Source organism: Klebsiella huaxiensis (assembly GCF_003261575.2).
GTDB lineage: Bacteria > Pseudomonadota > Gammaproteobacteria > Enterobacterales > Enterobacteriaceae > Klebsiella > Klebsiella huaxiensis.
On the sequence record NZ_CP036175.1, the window covers coordinates 1,584,494 to 1,600,097 of the forward strand.

At 54.5% G+C, this 15,604-nt stretch carries 15 protein-coding genes; 11 read left to right on the forward strand and 4 right to left on the reverse strand.

The window, feature by feature from the left end; translation table 11 throughout:
* Positions 1-6: 6 nt before the first annotated feature.
* The 5 genes from bglK to DA718_RS07630 all read left to right on the forward strand — a co-directional run bounded on the left by bglK (position 7) and on the right by DA718_RS07630 (position 5,335).
* Positions 7-900 (forward strand): beta-glucoside kinase BglK, encoded by an 894-nt coding sequence (gene bglK / locus DA718_RS07610; RefSeq protein ID WP_112215486.1) that lies wholly within the window; start codon positions 7-9, stop codon positions 898-900.
* 13 nt (positions 901-913) lie between these two features.
* Complete coding sequence (locus tag DA718_RS07615) at positions 914-2,344, forward strand: 6-phospho-beta-glucosidase (RefSeq protein WP_112215487.1); 1,431 nt, start codon at positions 914-916, stop codon at positions 2,342-2,344.
* A 182-nt stretch (positions 2,345-2,526) separates the two neighbouring features.
* Positions 2,527-3,153 carry a uracil phosphoribosyltransferase gene (upp, locus tag DA718_RS07620; protein WP_112215488.1) on the forward strand — a complete coding sequence of 209 codons (627 nt, stop codon included), beginning with the start codon at positions 2,527-2,529 and terminating at the stop codon, positions 3,151-3,153.
* A 95-nt stretch (positions 3,154-3,248) separates the two neighbouring features.
* Positions 3,249-4,538, forward strand: a complete 1,290-nt coding sequence (gene uraA / locus DA718_RS07625) for a uracil permease (RefSeq protein ID WP_112215489.1) — start codon at positions 3,249-3,251, stop codon at positions 4,536-4,538.
* Between the two features lie 95 nt (positions 4,539-4,633).
* Positions 4,634-5,335, forward strand: a complete 702-nt coding sequence (locus tag DA718_RS07630; RefSeq protein WP_220022280.1) for a DnaA inactivator Hda — start codon at positions 4,634-4,636, stop codon at positions 5,333-5,335.
* Between the two features lie 40 nt (positions 5,336-5,375).
* On the opposite strand, the gene arsC is transcribed toward DA718_RS07630, so the two are convergent.
* Positions 5,376-5,735 (reverse strand): arsenate reductase (glutaredoxin), encoded by a 360-nt coding sequence (arsC, locus tag DA718_RS07635; protein ID WP_110272144.1) that lies wholly within the window; start codon positions 5,733-5,735, stop codon positions 5,376-5,378.
* Positions 5,736-5,744: 9 nt separating this feature from the next.
* Positions 5,745-7,208: a beta-barrel assembly-enhancing protease gene (gene bepA, locus DA718_RS07640; RefSeq protein WP_112215490.1), complete on the reverse strand. Its 1,464-nt coding sequence runs from the start codon at positions 7,206-7,208 to the stop codon at positions 5,745-5,747.
* Positions 7,209-7,437: 229 nt separating this feature from the next.
* On the opposite strand from bepA, the gene DA718_RS07645 reads away from it, so the two are divergent.
* Complete coding sequence (locus tag DA718_RS07645) at positions 7,438-8,514, forward strand: AI-2E family transporter (protein ID WP_110272146.1); 1,077 nt, start codon at positions 7,438-7,440, stop codon at positions 8,512-8,514.
* A gap of 78 nt (positions 8,515-8,592) precedes the next feature.
* On the opposite strand, the gene bcp is transcribed toward DA718_RS07645, so the two are convergent.
* A complete protein-coding gene (gene bcp / locus DA718_RS07650; RefSeq protein ID WP_112215491.1) occupies positions 8,593-9,063 on the reverse strand; it encodes a thioredoxin-dependent thiol peroxidase in 471 nt (156 codons plus the stop codon).
* A 3-nt stretch (positions 9,064-9,066) separates the two neighbouring features.
* Complete coding sequence (locus tag DA718_RS07655; protein WP_167492732.1) at positions 9,067-9,636, reverse strand: glycine cleavage system transcriptional repressor; 570 nt, start codon at positions 9,634-9,636, stop codon at positions 9,067-9,069.
* 153 nt (positions 9,637-9,789) lie between these two features.
* Here DA718_RS07655 and dapA point away from each other — a divergent pair, with 153 nt between their 5' ends.
* The 5 genes from dapA (at position 9,790) to DA718_RS07680 (ending at position 15,546) form a co-directional block, all read left to right on the forward strand.
* Positions 9,790-10,668: a 4-hydroxy-tetrahydrodipicolinate synthase gene (gene dapA / locus DA718_RS07660; protein WP_112215492.1), complete on the forward strand. Its 879-nt coding sequence runs from the start codon at positions 9,790-9,792 to the stop codon at positions 10,666-10,668.
* Positions 10,669-10,684: 16 nt separating this feature from the next.
* Positions 10,685-11,719, forward strand: coding sequence for an outer membrane protein assembly factor BamC (gene bamC / locus DA718_RS07665; protein WP_112215493.1), 1,035 nt, complete (start codon positions 10,685-10,687; stop codon positions 11,717-11,719).
* 108 nt (positions 11,720-11,827) lie between these two features.
* Entirely contained in the window at positions 11,828-12,541 is a 714-nt protein-coding gene (gene purC, locus DA718_RS07670) for a phosphoribosylaminoimidazolesuccinocarboxamide synthase (protein ID WP_110272150.1), read from the forward strand.
* A 119-nt stretch (positions 12,542-12,660) separates the two neighbouring features.
* On the forward strand, positions 12,661-13,530 hold the full coding sequence (gene ypfJ / locus DA718_RS07675) for a KPN_02809 family neutral zinc metallopeptidase (protein ID WP_112215494.1): 870 nt from the start codon (positions 12,661-12,663) through the stop codon (positions 13,528-13,530).
* A gap of 12 nt (positions 13,531-13,542) precedes the next feature.
* Positions 13,543-15,546: a tRNA(Met) cytidine acetyltransferase TmcA gene (locus tag DA718_RS07680; protein ID WP_112215495.1), complete on the forward strand. Its 2,004-nt coding sequence runs from the start codon at positions 13,543-13,545 to the stop codon at positions 15,544-15,546.
* Positions 15,547-15,604: the final 58 nt, after the last annotated feature.

Consider the following 15,604-nt stretch of genomic DNA (forward strand, 5'->3'; position numbering starts at 1 on the left):
TCGAGGATGAAAATTGCCGCATTTGATATTGGTGGCACGGCGTTAAAAATGGGCGTAATGACCCGAGAAGGCGCGCTGTTGGATAAAGGTAAACAGTCAATAAGCGACAGCAATGGCGACCAGATTCTGCAGGCGATGCTGGCGTGGATTGCTGCCCATCCAGAATGTGAAGGGGTGGCTATCAGCGCTCCCGGTTATGTGAATCCGCACACTGGCTTTATCGAAATGGGCGGCGCCATCCGTAAATTTGATAATTTCGCCATTAAAACCTGGCTCGAAGAGCAAGTGCGTTTGCCGGTCGCCATTGAAAATGACGCTAACTGCGTGCTGCTGGCCGAGCGCTGGCAGGGCAAAGCCGCAGAAATGGCTAATTTCCTGGTTCTGACCATCGGCACCGGTATCGGCGGAGCGATTTTCTGTAATAACCAACTGGTGCATGGCGCGCGTTTTCGCGCCGGTGAATTCGGCTATATGCAAACTGCGCGTCCCGGTACCCGCGATGTGCGGCGCTACTCGATGAATGAAAACTGCACACTGCGCGTTCTGCGCCATCGCTATGCTGAACATATCGGTAAATCGCTGGATGAAGTGACCGGTGAGGAAATTTTTGACCGCTACGATGCGGGCGACGCCACCTGTCGGCGTCTGGTTTCCGAGTTTTTTAACGGTCTCGGCACCGGGCTTTATAACCTCGTCAACGTGTTCGATCCGCAAACGATTTTAATCGGCGGCGGGATCGTTGAACGACCGGGTTTTCTGGCGCTGCTGCGCGAACACCTGGCCTGGTTTGGCATTGCGGACTATATCGACACCGTCAGCCACGGCAACGACGCCGGGTTAGTTGGCGCTGTTTACCATTTCAATCAGCAAAATCGGTCGCATAGCGGCGACTGCGCATAGATAGGGAGAGAACATGTCTGGATTCAAAGAAGGTTTTCTGTGGGGAGGTGCGGTCGCAGCGCATCAGCTGGAAGGCGGCTGGAAAGAGGGCGGTAAAGGCGCTAGCGTCGCCGATGTGATGACCGCAGGCGCGCACGGCGTGCCGCGTGAAATCACCGATGGCGTGCAGCCGGGGAAAAACTACCCTAATCATGAGGCGATTGATTTTTACCATCGCTATAAAGACGACATTCAGCTGTTTGCCGAAATGGGCTTTAAATGCTTCCGTACCTCAATTGCCTGGACGCGTATCTTCCCGCTGGGCGATGAGCTGGAACCGAACGAAGCCGGACTGCAGTTTTATGACGATCTCTTTGATGAGTGCCTAAAGCACGGCATCGAACCGGTCATTACGCTCTCCCACTTCGAAATGCCGTACCACCTGGTGACGGAATATGGCGGCTGGCGTAACCGTAAGCTGATTGATTTCTTCGTTCGCTTTGCGCAGGTCGTGTTCACCCGCTATCAGCATAAAGTGAAGTACTGGATGACCTTTAACGAGATCAACAATCAGGCGAACTTCCACGAAGATTTTGCGCCATTTACTAACTCCGGACTGAAGTATCAGCCGGGAGAAGACCGCGAGCCGATTATGTATCAGGCGGCGCACTATGAGCTGGTCGCCAGCGCCCTGGCGGTTAAAGTGGCTCGCGAAATTAGCCCGACATTGCAGATTGGCTGCATGATCGCCATGTGCCCGATTTACCCGCTGAGCTGTGCGCCCAACGATATGATGATGGCGATGAACGCCATGCATCGTCGCTACTGGTTCACTGATGTTCACGTGCGCGGCAAATATCCTCAGCACCTGCTGAACTACTTCGAGCGTCGCGGTTTTGCGCTGGATATTACCGAAGAAGATCGCGTGGCGCTGACTCAGGGCTGCGTCGACTATATCGGCTTTAGTTACTATATGTCGTTCGCCACCAAAGCGTCCGAGGATAATCCCCGGCTGGATTATGATGAAACCACCAGCCTGGTTTCCAATCCGTACGTGCAGAAGTCGGACTGGGGCTGGCAGATTGACCCGGTCGGGCTGCGCTACTCCCTGAACTGGTTCTGGGATCACTACCAGTTGCCGTTGTTTATCGTCGAGAACGGTTTTGGCGCTATCGACGTGCGCGAGGCTGATGGCTCGGTGGATGACCAATATCGTATCGACTACCTCTCTGCGCATATTGCCGAGATGAAAAAAGCAGTTGTTGAAGACGGCGTTGACCTGATGGGTTACACCCCTTGGGGCTGTATCGACCTGGTCTCGGCGGGCACTGGCGAGATGAAAAAACGCTACGGCTTTATCTATGTTGATAAAGACAATGAAGGCAACGGTACGCTTGAGCGTAGCCGCAAGAAATCTTTTGCCTGGTATCAGCAAGTTATCTGTAGCAACGGCGAAAAGCTGTAAATTGCCGCAAAGCCCCATCCAGCCCCGCGTTCGCGGGGTTTTTTTATTTTGTCTTATACTGGCTCAGGCAGCGTAAAGCATTTTGGTTGATCCCGGTCAAACATATCGGCTATGGCGTAAAAGGTAAAAGGCGGTATAATCCGGCGATTTTTTTTGTGGCTGCCCCTCAGAGGAGAAAGAGAATGAAGATCGTGGAAGTGAAACACCCACTCGTCAAACACAAGCTGGGCCTGATGCGCGAGCACGACATCAGCACCAAACGCTTCCGTGAACTCGCCTCAGAAGTGGGCAGCTTACTGACTTATGAAGCCACTGCCGATCTGGCGACCGAGAAAGTCATCATCGAAGGCTGGAACGGTCCGGTAGAAGTCGAGCAAATCAAAGGTAAGAAAATTACCGTTGTGCCGATTCTGCGCGCAGGTCTGGGAATGATGGAAGGCGTGCTTGAGCATGTGCCGAGCGCGCGTATCAGCGTCGTGGGTATCTACCGTGACGAAGAAACCCTTGAGCCGGTTCCTTACTTCCAGAAGCTGGTGTCCAATATTGACGAACGTATGGCGCTGGTAGTTGACCCGATGCTGGCAACCGGCGGTTCAATGATCGCTACTATCGACCTGCTGAAAAAAGCGGGCTGCACCAGCATTAAGGTGCTGGTTCTGGTGGCTGCGCCGGAAGGTATCGCCGCGCTGGAGAAAGCGCATCCGGATGTGGAAATGTACACTGCGTCAATTGACCAGGGGCTTAACGAGCACGGATACATTATTCCGGGGCTCGGCGATGCCGGCGATAAGATTTTTGGTACGAAATAAATGATGAAGTAGAAAAAGCCGACTTTGATAGTCGGCTTTTTTTTGAATAAAACACACCAACAACAACCAACAAACGACTCTCAGAGGAAAATGCCATGACGCGCCGTGCTATCGGGGTGAGTGAAAGACCGCCGCTTTTACAGACAATCCCGCTTAGTTTGCAACATCTGTTCGCCATGTTTGGCGCTACGGTACTGGTGCCCGTTCTGTTTCATATCAACCCGGCCACGGTACTGCTTTTTAACGGCATCGGAACGCTGTTATATCTTTTCATCTGCAAAGGCAAAATCCCGGCTTACCTTGGATCGAGCTTTGCCTTTATTTCCCCGGTACTGCTGCTGTTACCGCTGGGCTACGAAGTTGCCCTTGGCGGCTTTATCATGTGCGGCGTGCTGTTCTGCATCGTCTCCTTTATTGTTAAAAAAGCCGGTACCGGCTGGCTGGATGTGATGTTTCCCCCTGCGGCGATGGGCGCGATTGTTGCGGTTATCGGGCTGGAGCTGGCGGGCGTTGCGGCGAACATGGCCGGACTGCTGCCTGCGGACGGGCAAGCTCCGGATACCAGGACTATTATCATTTCGATGGTAACGCTGGCGGTGACGGTCTTCGGTTCCGTTCTGTTCCGCGGTTTCCTGGCAATTATCCCGATTTTAATCGGCGTGCTAGTTGGCTACGCGCTCTCTTTTGTCATGGGCGCAGTCGATACCACGCCAATCGCCGAGGCTCACTGGTTCGCTCTGCCGACCTTCTACACGCCGCGCTTTGAATGGTTTGCGATTTTCACCATTCTGCCCGCCGCGCTGGTCGTTATCGCCGAGCATGTTGGGCATTTAGTCGTGACGGCGAATATCGTCAAAAAAGATCTGCTCCGCGATCCGGGCCTGCATCGTTCTATGTTTGCTAACGGGTTTTCGACCGTTATCTCCGGCTTTTTTGGCTCGACGCCAAACACCACCTACGGTGAGAATATTGGCGTGATGGCGATTACCCGCGTTTACAGCACCTGGGTTATCGGCGGGGCGGCGATCATCGCGATTCTGCTCTCCTGCGTTGGCAAGCTGGCGGCGGCTATCCAGATTATCCCGCTGCCGGTTATGGGCGGCGTCTCTCTGCTGCTGTACGGCGTGATCGGTGCATCAGGTATTCGCGTGCTGATTGAATCAAAAGTGGATTACAACAAAGCGCAGAACCTGATTCTGACCTCCGTTATCCTGATCATCGGTGTTAGCGGTGCGAAGGTGCATATTGGTGCCGCAGAATTGAAAGGTATGGCGCTGGCGACCATCGTGGGTATCTGCCTGAGCCTGATCTTCAAATTGATTAGCGTTCTGCGTCCGGAAGAGGTTGTCCTCGACGCGGCGGATAGCGAAGAAGCAAAACATTGATCCTTATACCGGGCGGTGATCCCGCCCGGTTCTCTCCTTACCTATTTGTGTGCTAAACTCTTCGCGTTTTTCTGAAAGCCTATGTTGAGGTCCATCTGAACGCACCGGCACAGCTCTCTTTGCCACTGTATCTTCCCGATGATGAAACTTTCGCGAGTTTCTGGCCGGGCGATAATCCTTCTCTTCTTGCTGCCCTTCAGAACGTGCTGCGGCAGGAACATAGCGGATACATCTATATCTGGTCACGCGAAGGGGCGGGGCGCAGCCATTTATTGCACGCCGCCTGCGCGGAACTCTCCCAACGTGGCGACGCGGTGGGCTACGTTCCTTTGGATAAACGGACGTGGTTTGTGCCAGAAGTGCTGGACGGAATGGAGCAACTTTCGCTGGTTTGCATCGATAATATTGAATGCGTGGCGGGCGATGAACTGTGGGAAATGGCGATCTTCGATCTCTATAACCGGATCCTTGAATCAGGCAAGACCCGGCTGCTGATTACCGGCGACCGACCACCGCGCCAGCTCAAACTGGGGCTGGCGGATTTGGCATCGCGCCTCGATTGGGGGCAAATCTACAAGCTACAGCCGCTGTCGGATGAAGATAAGCTTCAGGCACTACAACTGCGTGCCAGATTGCGCGGCTTCGAGATGCCGGAAGATGTGTGTCGTTTTCTACTTAAGCGGCTGGATCGCGAAATGCGCTCGCTGTTTATGACTCTTGATCAGTTGGATCACGCCTCGATTACCGCTCAGCGCAAATTGACGATCCCGTTCGTGAAAGAAATCCTGAAGCTTTAAGCTGCGCCGCAACGTTCAAATCCGTTACGGCGCGTTGCTTTTAGCTCACAATTTCCAGAACTTGTTCAGGTGGGCGGCCGATTCTTGCTTCGCCGTGGCTCACAACGATAGGCCGTTCAATCAGCTTTGGATTGTCGATCATCGCCTGGATTAGTGCATCTTCGCTAAGCTGTGGATTAGCGAGATCCAGTGATTTATACAGATCTTCTTTCTGGCGCATCAATTCACGAGCGCTGGCCATCCCCAACATCTTCAGCAGCTGGCGCAGCGTGGCGGCGTCCGGCGGCGTCTCCAGATAGAGCACCACTTCAGGATCGATGCCGTTGGCTTTCAGCAGGCTTAATGTGTCACGACTCTTGGAGCAGCGAGGGTTGTGATAGATTTTGACCGTATCGGACATGAGATCTCCTTACATTTTCTGGTACGGTTTGAAACGTTCTTGCAGCTGGCGCAGCTGATCGATGCGCGCATCGTAGCGAGCCTGTTGCAAACTGCCTAATTTCACCTGCGAGCTGGCGCTGCTGAGCAGCGTAATGGCCTGATCGAGTCGGCCAACCAGCGCCATGCCTTCAGCCCGCGCGGCCAACTCCTGATCGCGATTGCCCAGCTTGGCTTCCGCTTGCGCCAGTAAATCCCAACCGTTGACGTCATCTTTATAATTAAAAGTGTAGCGATTAAGGATATTCGCCGCTTCTGCCGGTTGCCCGCCTTCCAGCAAGGCGTTGGCAAGGTTTAATTGCAGCACCGGATTGGTTCGAAGCTCACGGGCGCTCTTCAGGCGATTAATCGCCTCCGTCGCTTTCTTCTGCCCAAGGTCAATATCGGTTGCCAGGTCAAGATACCAGGCATTTTGCGAATCGGCACTCAGCAGCGGCTGCAGCGTTTTGCGCGCCAGATCGTAATTGTTACTACCCATCGCCAACAGGGCGCGACCGTATTGTGCAGCATGCTGTTCGCGGATATTACCTTTCTCCCAGCTGCTTAGCAGATCATTGCTCAGCTTGTTGTCGCCGGAGGTGTACATGCCAAGCGTACGGGCTTTCGCCAGATAGAAGTCAGCCGAGGATTGGACGACGACCGGGCGCATTTGGTTTGCGCGGTTGCGGGCGTCGGACAGACGGCTTTCCGGCAGAGGGTGCGTCAGCAGCATTTCCGGCGGACGAGTAGAGTAGCGCGATTCGTCAAGCAGCTTGCCCATAAATGCCGGCATCGCCTGCGGATCGAAACCAGAACGTTGAAGAACCTGAATACCAATACGGTCGGCCTCTTCTTCGTTTTGCCGGGTAAAGCTGATCATTCCCTGCTGGGTTCCCGCCAGGGTCCCGGTGAGCGCCGCCATCCCGGCCTGCGGACTTGCCATCGCCAGAAGAATCGATCCCAGCGCGCCGACCCAGGTCAGCGGAGCGTTACGCTTTTGGTCTTCCATCGCGCGGGCAAGGTGGCGCTGGGTGACGTGAGAAATTTCGTGCGCCATGACCGACGCCAGTTCGCTTTCGTTATCGGAATAGCGGAAAAGGGCCGAGTGCAGCACAACGTTACCGCCGAAGAATGCAAAGGCGTTAATTTGATCGTTATTGATTAGATAAAAGTGGAACGGCGTTCGCACTGAATTGGCGTGCGAAACCAGACGCATACCCAAGCCGTTAATGTATTGCACCAGCAGCGGGTCATTGATTAGCGGTGCGCTGCCGCGCAGCTGGCGTACGTAGTAATCCCCCATCTGCATTTCCTGGCCAATGGAGAGCGTGCTTCCTGCGGAGGTGCCCATGTCCGGCAGGGTGTCTGCGGAGTCGGCAAAAGCAGGTAATATCGAACCCAGCGTCAGCGACGCTATGACGGTTGCCACCAGCGTTTTCTTCAACTGCCTGAACATAACCTCAATCCTGTAATGTAGGTGTGCCAGTTTGACCGATTGTGCGGCGTAATGTTCCCTGACCGCAAGCAAGTTCAGCGAGTTTAGCCGTCGCTAGCGGCGTTGCAAATATCATATTCACCCGGTCATTAATGTTTGTGGTTTTACCCATAAAAAGCGAAGTCTTTTTTGTGACATTTCGATACAATTCCCGAGATTGTTACAGCTTTGCTCTTCAGGGAAGGGTTTTATGCTTCAGATGTTAATGCAGTGGTACCGCCGTCGGTTCAGCGATCCGGAGGCGATAGCGCTGCTGGTCATTTTGCTGGCCGGTTTCGGCATTATGTTTTTCTTCAGCGGCCTGCTGGCACCTCTATTAGTGTCCATCGTGCTGGCCTATCTGCTTGAATGGCCAACGGTCAGGCTGGAGCGTATCGGTTTTTCTCGTACCTGGGCCACCTCGGTCGTCCTGATTCTGTTCGTCGGCATTCTGCTATTGATGGCGTTTGTGGTGATGCCAGTTGCCTGGCAGCAGGGCATTTATCTGATTCGTGATATGCCGGGGATGCTGAACAAACTTTCTGATTTTGCAGCGACGGTGCCGCGCCGCTATCCGGCCTTAATGGATGCCGGAATTATCGACGCCATGGCGGAGAATATGCGCGGGCGGATGTTAACCGTCGGTGATTCGGTAGTGAAATATTCGCTTGCCTCGCTAGTCGGGCTGCTGACTTTGGCGGTCTATCTGGTATTGGTGCCGCTGATGGTTTTCTTTCTGCTAAAAGACAAAGAGCAGATGCTTAACGCCGTGCGCCGTGTGCTGCCGCGCAATCGCGGGCTGGCAGGGCAGGTGTGGAAAGAGATGAATCAGCAAATTACCAACTATATTCGCGGTAAGGTGTTGGAGATGATCGTCGTCGGCGTGGCGACGTGGATTGGTTTTATCCTTTTCGGGCTTAACTATTCATTGTTGTTGGCGGTGCTGGTTGGGTTTTCAGTACTGATTCCCTACATTGGTGCTTTTGTGGTTACCATTCCAGTGGTCGGCGTGGCGCTGTTTCAGTTTGGCGCGGGCACCGAGTTCTGGAGCCTGTTCGCGGTTTACCTGATTATTCAGGGGCTGGATGGCAACCTGCTGGTGCCGGTGCTGTTCTCCGAAGCCGTTAACCTGCACCCGCTGGTGATTATTCTGTCGGTGGTTATCTTCGGCGGCCTGTGGGGATTCTGGGGTGTGTTCTTCGCGATTCCACTGGCGACGCTAATCAAAGCGGTGGTGCATGCCTGGCCGGATGGCCTGATAGTGGAAGACGTAGAAGAAGAGAATTAGCGCAACGCTTACTGATGAGCGGAAAAAAAGACGCCGGGCGGTTTGAAACCGACCCGGCGTCTTGCGTTAGTCTGCGCGTCAGGCGTTTTCTTTCAGCCAGTTCAGCACCACGTCGTGGTGATTGCTGGTTTTGAAATCATCAAACACATGTTCGATTTTGCCGTCGGCATCGATGAGGAAGCTCGTACGGTGAATACCGTCGTAGGTTTTCCCCATAAACGTTTTTTCACCCCAGATGCCAAACTGTTCGCATACCTGATGGTTCTCGTCAGACAGCAAAGTAAAGTTCAGCAACTCCTTTTCGGCGAAGCGGGAGAGTTTCTCTGGTTTATCAGTACTGATACCCAGTACTTCAACGCCTGCTTTTTTCAGGTCGTCCATATTATCGCGTAAACCGCACGCTTGTACGGTGCAGCCCGGGGTCATGGCTTTCGGGTAAAAATAAACCAGAACACGCTGTCCCTGGAAGTCGGTCAAATTTACTTCCTCGCCGTCCTGGTCTGGTAAGCTAAATTTCGGTGCAATATCACCGGCTTTCAGTGGGTTCATTACTCAAACTCCATCCTGTTCATCATGCTGTGAATAATTAACGATGTTAATACTGCCTTGTGCATTCAGTTCTGTACATAGGGCTTTGAACGCTTGTTCGATATTTGATGCATTTTGCGTAGTCGGGCTATGGGCGGTGATTTGGATAAAAAGCTGCGCTGAATCGTCGTTCGCTCCCGGTTGGGTGCGGGAGACCAGCTCGGCAATGTTCATTTTCCACGTATCGCACAGGGCAGTAAATCGCTCAATAATATGCGGCGAATCCGGCACCTCAACCTGAACCCAGACGGTGTTTTGCATCGCCTGATGCGGCCTTGCGGTTGTACGCTTCATTACGATCAGCAGATCAAGCTCGGCACCTTTCAGCGGCAGAGTCGATTCAATCAGGTTAATCGCATTCCACGAGCCGGAGAGCAGCATGATAAACGTAAACTCGTCACCAAGCATGGCCAGCCGGCTGTCTTCGATATTACAGCCGCAGCTGCTGACGTGGCGAGTGATTGTATTCACGATGCCAGGGCGATCAGCACCCAATGCGGTAATAACCAGATAGTGTTGTAATGAGGCTGTCAAACCTGTTCTTCCTTTAAAAAGGTGAGGTAACATTAGGAAAGCATAAAAAAAACCGGCATACAACATCCCTGATGGCATCGGGTCTCTTGCTTTTATTGCAGCACCAAACGTAACATTGAGAATCTTGTCCCACTTCTGCTCTGAGGATGGCCCATGTTTACGGGAAGTATTGTAGCGCTTATCACGCCGATGGATGAAAACGGTAACGTCTGCCGGTCAAGCCTGAAAAAACTGATTGATTACCATGTCGCCAGCGGTACCTCGGCGATCGTTTCGGTAGGCACTACCGGAGAGTCCGCAACATTGAGCCATGAAGAGCATGGTGACGTAGTTATGCAGACGCTGGAGCTGGCTGACGGACGCATCCCGGTTATCGCAGGTACCGGTGCAAATGCAACCGCAGAGGCGATTAGCCTGACCAAGCGGTTTAACAATAGCGGTGTGGTTGGCTGCCTGACGGTTACGCCTTATTACAACCGTCCGACCCAGGAAGGCCTGTTCCAACACTTTAAAGCTATTGCAGAACATACTGACCTGCCGCAAATCCTGTATAATGTGCCGTCCCGTACCGGTTGCGATATGTTGCCGGAAACCGTCGGTCGTCTGGCGGAAGTTAAAAATATTATCGGTATTAAGGAAGCGACGGGGAACTTAAGTCGCGTTCATCAGATCAAAGAGCTGGTTTCAGATGACTTTATTCTGCTGAGCGGCGATGACGCGACCGGAATGGACTTTATGCAGCTTGGCGGTCACGGCGTGATTTCCGTAACCACAAACGTTGCGGCGCGCGAAATGGCTGAAATGTGCCGACTGGCTCTGGCTGGTCAATTCGCCGAAGCTCGGGCGATTAATCAGCGTCTGATGCCGTTGCATACAAAATTATTTGTCGAACCCAACCCTATCCCGGTCAAATGGGCATGTAAGGCGTTGGGTCTTGTGGCGACCGATACGCTACGCCTGCCGATGACCCCGATTACCGAAAACGGTACTAAGGTTGTCACCGCAGCGTTGAAGCATGCCGGTTTGCTGTAAAGTTTAGGGAGATTTGATGGCTTACTCAGTACAGAAGTCGCGCCTGGCGAAGGTTGCGGGTGTTTCGCTGGTTCTACTCCTCGCGGCCTGTAGTTCTGACTCGCGCTATAAGCGTCAGGTGAGCGGCGACGAGGCCTATTTGCAGGCAACGCCGCTTAGTGAACTTCACGCGCCAGCAGGGATGATCCTGCCGGTTCAGGTGGGTGATTATAATATTCCGGTTGCTGCCAGCACCGGTAACACAGGCAAGGCTCTGGATATCCGTCCTCCGGCTCAGCCTCTGGCGCTGGTTAGCGGCGCGCGCACTCAGTTTAACGGTGATACCGCGACGCTGATGGTGGAGAACGGTCGCAGCGGTTCGCTGTGGGCGCAGGTGGCAAGCATCGTGCAGTCGAAAAACTACACTATCGCGAAACGCGACGATGCCAGCCAGACGCTGAATACCGACTGGGTCGAATGGAATCGCCTCGATGAAGACCAGCAGTACCGTGGTCGCTATCAAATCTCAGTTAAACAGCAGGGCTATCAGCAAGCAGTGGTCGTGAAGCTGGTGAATCTGGAGCAGGCGGGTAAACCGGTTGCCGATCCGGCTTCGCTGCAGCGCTACAGTACTGCCATGCTGAACGTCATTTCCGAAGGTCTGGATCTGAACGCCACCAGCGCTCAGAACGCCGCGCAGAAAAGTGCCGGGGCGACCTTCGACGTGCAGAGCGGTGCGGATGATACCGGCCTGCCGATGCTGGTCGTTCGCGCACCGTTTAACCTGGTGTGGCAACGCCTGCCGGGCGCGTTGGAAAAAGTGGGTATGAAGGTAACCGATAGCTCTCGTTCTCAGGGCAGCTTCTCTGTGACCTACAAACCGCTATCCGACAGCGGCTGGACCGATCTGGGCGCTCGTGACCCGCAATTGGTATCCGGCGATTATAAATTGCAGGTTGGAGACCTCGATAACCGCAGCAGTCTGCAGTTTATCGACCCGAAAGGACATACCCTGACGCAGTCGCAAAATGATGCCCTGGTTGCCGTATTCCAGGCCGCATTAAGTAAGTAATAAACAGGGCTGGAGTAATCCGGCCCTTTTTAATGTATAGTGACGCAAACGTGTGCGTCAGCAGAAAAGCACAAATTTTTATCGTTAATCATCACTGGAGTGACAAAGATGCAAAAGCTAGCTGAGTTGTATCGTGGTAAAGCGAAGACCGTTTACAGCACCGAAAACCCGGATCTGCTGGTACTCGAATTCCGTAACGATACGTCAGCAGGTGACGGTGCTCGCATTGAGCAGTTCGATCGTAAAGGCATGGTGAACAACAAGTTCAACTATTTCATTATGAGCAAACTGGCGCAAGCGGGTATCCCGACCCAGATGGAAGCGCTGTTGTCCGATACCGAATGTCTGGTGAAAAAGCTGGATATGGTGCCGGTGGAGTGCGTTGTGCGTAACCGCGCTGCCGGTTCGCTGGTGAAACGTTTAGGGATTGAAGAGGGCATCGAGCTGAACCCGCCGCTATTTGACCTGTTCCTGAAAAACGACGCCATGCACGACCCGATGGTCAACGAGTCCTACTGCGAAACTTTCGGCTGGGTGAGCAAAGAGAACCTGGCGCGTATGCAGGAACTGACCTACAAAGCTAACGACGTGCTGAAAAAGCTGTTTGACGATGCAGGTCTGATCCTCGTGGATTTCAAGCTGGAGTTTGGTCTGTTTAAAGGCGAAGTGGTGCTGGGCGACGAGTTTTCTCCGGACGGCAGCCGTCTGTGGGACAAAAAGACCATGGATAAAATGGACAAAGACCGTTTCCGCCAGAGCCTTGGCGGCCTGATTGAAGCCTATGAAGAAGTTGCCCGTCGTCTGGGCGTAGAACTGGACTAATCCCCCGACGCCAGAGGAAAACCCCTTCTTCTGGCGCTCTTCTTGCTGTTTCCTGTGGTAATCCTCCGCTGAACCGCCTACGATCTCATACATTGGTTTTATGATGAATTGAGGTGCTTATGCGCTGGCAAGGACGTCGCGAAAGCGACAATGTTGAAGATCGACGTGGTCAATCCGGTTCACCGATGGGCGGAGGTGGCGGTTTTCGTCTCCCCAGCGGGAAAGGCGGTATCGTGCTGCTGATTATCATTGTGGTGGCGGGATATTACGGCGTTGATTTAACCGGCATGTTAACCGGTGAACCGGTGTCACAACAGCAAACCACCACTCAACGCTCTATTAGTCCACAGGATGAAGAAGCTGCGAAGTTCACTAAAGTGGTTCTGGCGGATACGGAAGATACCTGGGGCGCGATTTTTAAAGACATGGGTCGTCAGTATCCGCAGCCTAAGCTGGTGATGTATCGCGGCGCGACACGAACCGCCTGCGGTACTGGCCAGTCGGTAATGGGACCGTTCTACTGTCCGGCAGATAGCACAGTGTACATCGACCTGTCATTTTACGATGAGATGAAAACTAAGCTCGGCGCGGGCGGTGATTTCGCTCAGGGTTACGTTATCGCCCATGAAGTCGGCCATCATGTACAAAAGCTGCTGGGTATTGAGTCGAAAGTGCGCCAGCTACAGCAGAATGCTTCACCAGCGGAAGCGAACCGCCTGTCAGTGAAAATGGAGCTACAGGCGGACTGCTTCGCGGGCGTCTGGGGCTACAATATGCAGAAGCAGGACGTGATGGAGGTTGGCGACCTGCAAGAGGCGCTGAACACCGCAGAGGCTATTGGTGATGACCGCTTGCAGCAGCAAAGCCAGGGACGCGTGGTGCCGGACAGCTTTACTCACGGTACATCGCAGCAGCGCTATACCTGGTTTAAACGCGGCTTCGATAGCGGCGACCCGGCGCAGTGCAACACCTTTGGCAAAGCGCTGTAATTGCCGTCTGTCATGGATGAACTGCTTCACCTGACGGCGCAAATGGCGCGTGAGGGCATCCGTCGTCTGCTGGTGCTCAGCGGCGATGATGCCTGGACTTTCAACCAGGCGCAAAATCTGCGTACTCTGTTGGCTGATGATGGGCTGTGGGTTGGCCCGCAGCCGGTACCGGAGCCGTATACGCCTCCCGGTGCGCTGAAGACCCTGCTGGGCCGGGAATTCCAGCATGCTTTTTTCGATGCGCGCGAGGGGTTCGACGTCGCGGCATTTGCTGCGTTAGCCGGTACGCTGCGCGCAGGAAGCTGGCTGATCTTGCTGCTCCCCGATTTTTCCCAATGGCCGACCCGGCCTGACGCAGACTCTCTGCGCTGGAGCGACACTCCCGAGCCGGTCCCCACGCCAAATTTTGTCTATCGCTTCTGCCAGCAAATTATTGCCGATAATGATTCTGTCCTCTGGCGGCAGGGGAATGAGCTGACATTACCCGCTTTCCCGCTTCGTGAATCCTGGCATCCCGCTGATGGTCAGCCGCAGGCGGAGCAGGCAGCCGTTCTTGCCGAATTGGCTGACTTCCCTCCCGGTATCGCCGCCTTAACCGCAGAGCGCGGACGAGGCAAATCCGCTCTGGCGGGAATGCTTATTCGCCAACTGGCAGGGGATGCCATCGTCACGGCACCGGCGCGTGGAGCCACAGATGTGATGGCGACTTTTGCAGGTGAGGGCTTTCGCTTTATGGCTCCCGATGCGTTACTGGCATCAGAGTGCAACGCTTCGTGGCTGATTGTTGATGAGGCCGCCGCTATTCCGGGGCCGCTGTTGCGCCAGCTTGTCGCTCGTTTCCCGAGGACGCTGCTGACCACTACCGTGCAGGGCTACGAAGGCACCGGGCGCGGCTTCCTGCTTAAGTTTTGCGCCGGTTTTGCCCATTTGCGGCAGTTTAGTTTGACGACGCCCATCCGCTGGGCATTGGGCTGTCCGCTGGAGGCGGCTATCGCGCAGTTGCTGTTGTTTAGCGATGAGACCTTCCAGCATACGCCTGCTGGCGACACGGTACTGGAAAACGTCAGTCAGACCAGTTGGCAGCAGCAGCCCGCTTTACCGGAAGCGATGTATCAACTGCTCTCCGGGGCGCACTATCGCACTTCTCCTCTCGATTTACGCCGCATGATGGATGCGCCGGGGCAGCATTTTACCTGCGCTCGCAGCGTAAACCGCGTCGTCGGAGCGTTGTGGCTGGTGGAGGAGGGAGGGCTGGAGTCATCGCTTAGCCAGGCCGTATGGGCTGGATATCGCCGCCCACGTGGCAATCTGGTTGCACAGTCGCTGGCGGCGCACGGCGGTAGCCCGCTGGCGGCAACGTTGACGGGTTTGCGTATCAGTCGCATTGCCGTACACCCGGTGCGCCAGCGCGAGGGGCTTGGGCAACGGCTGGTCGATTGGGCGGCGTCTCAGGCGTCGGAGCGGGACTATCTCTCGGTCAGTTTTGGCTACACACCCGAACTGTGGCGCTTCTGGGATAGCTGTGGTTTTATGCTGGTGCGCTTGGGTACTCATCGGGAAGCCAGCAGCGGCTGTTATACCGCGATGGCGCTCTATCCCATCAGCGCGGCTGGCCGACATCTGGCTCAACAAGAAATCCGTCGGCTGCTGCGCGATGAACACTGGCTGTGCGACTGGCGAAATGAGTCGTTGCCGCTGACTATACTGGAAGAAGCGGCTATCTTTACTGAAGAGGATTGGCTGGAGGCTGCGGGCTTTGCGTTTGCCCATCGCCCGCTGCTGGCGGCGGTTGGTAGCCTAAATCGGCTGCTCATGCAGGTGAATATACCGCTGCCTGCTTTGCGCGCGCGCCTGGAGCGCCAGGATGAAGCGGAACTTTGCCGCACGTTACAACTCTCCGGGCGAAAAGCGCTGCTGGCCAGGCTGCGCGAAGAGGCGGCGCTGGCGTTATCTACTCTCAATGCAACTCGCGCTGATGCTCTGCGCCAGCAGGTCAAAATGCTGCAATTTTTTTAACTAACTCCTTCAGTTAAATGGCATGGTCATATTTCGCATGCGGCGTAAACTTCCTTGC

Coding starts and splice junctions, on each gene's coding strand:
- DA718_RS07615 (WP_112215487.1), top strand. CDS start 914: ATGTCTGGATTCAAAGAAGGTTTTCTGTGGGGAGGTGCGGTCGCAGCG.
- uraA (WP_112215489.1), top strand. CDS start 3,249: ATGACGCGCCGTGCTATCGGGGTGAGTGAAAGACCGCCGCTTTTACAG.
- bamC (WP_112215493.1), top strand. CDS start 10,685: ATGGCTTACTCAGTACAGAAGTCGCGCCTGGCGAAGGTTGCGGGTGTT.
- bepA (WP_112215490.1), bottom strand. CDS start 7,208: ATGTTCAGGCAGTTGAAGAAAACGCTGGTGGCAACCGTCATAGCGTCG.
- DA718_RS07645 (WP_110272146.1), top strand. CDS start 7,438: ATGCTTCAGATGTTAATGCAGTGGTACCGCCGTCGGTTCAGCGATCCG.
- arsC (WP_110272144.1), bottom strand. CDS start 5,735: ATGTCCGATACGGTCAAAATCTATCACAACCCTCGCTGCTCCAAGAGT.
- bglK (WP_112215486.1), top strand. CDS start 7: ATGAAAATTGCCGCATTTGATATTGGTGGCACGGCGTTAAAAATGGGC.
- upp (WP_112215488.1), top strand. CDS start 2,527: ATGAAGATCGTGGAAGTGAAACACCCACTCGTCAAACACAAGCTGGGC.
- dapA (WP_112215492.1), top strand. CDS start 9,790: ATGTTTACGGGAAGTATTGTAGCGCTTATCACGCCGATGGATGAAAAC.
- DA718_RS07680 (WP_112215495.1), top strand. CDS start 13,543: ATGGATGAACTGCTTCACCTGACGGCGCAAATGGCGCGTGAGGGCATC.
- purC (WP_110272150.1), top strand. CDS start 11,828: ATGCAAAAGCTAGCTGAGTTGTATCGTGGTAAAGCGAAGACCGTTTAC.
- ypfJ (WP_112215494.1), top strand. CDS start 12,661: ATGCGCTGGCAAGGACGTCGCGAAAGCGACAATGTTGAAGATCGACGT.
- bcp (WP_112215491.1), bottom strand. CDS start 9,063: ATGAACCCACTGAAAGCCGGTGATATTGCACCGAAATTTAGCTTACCA.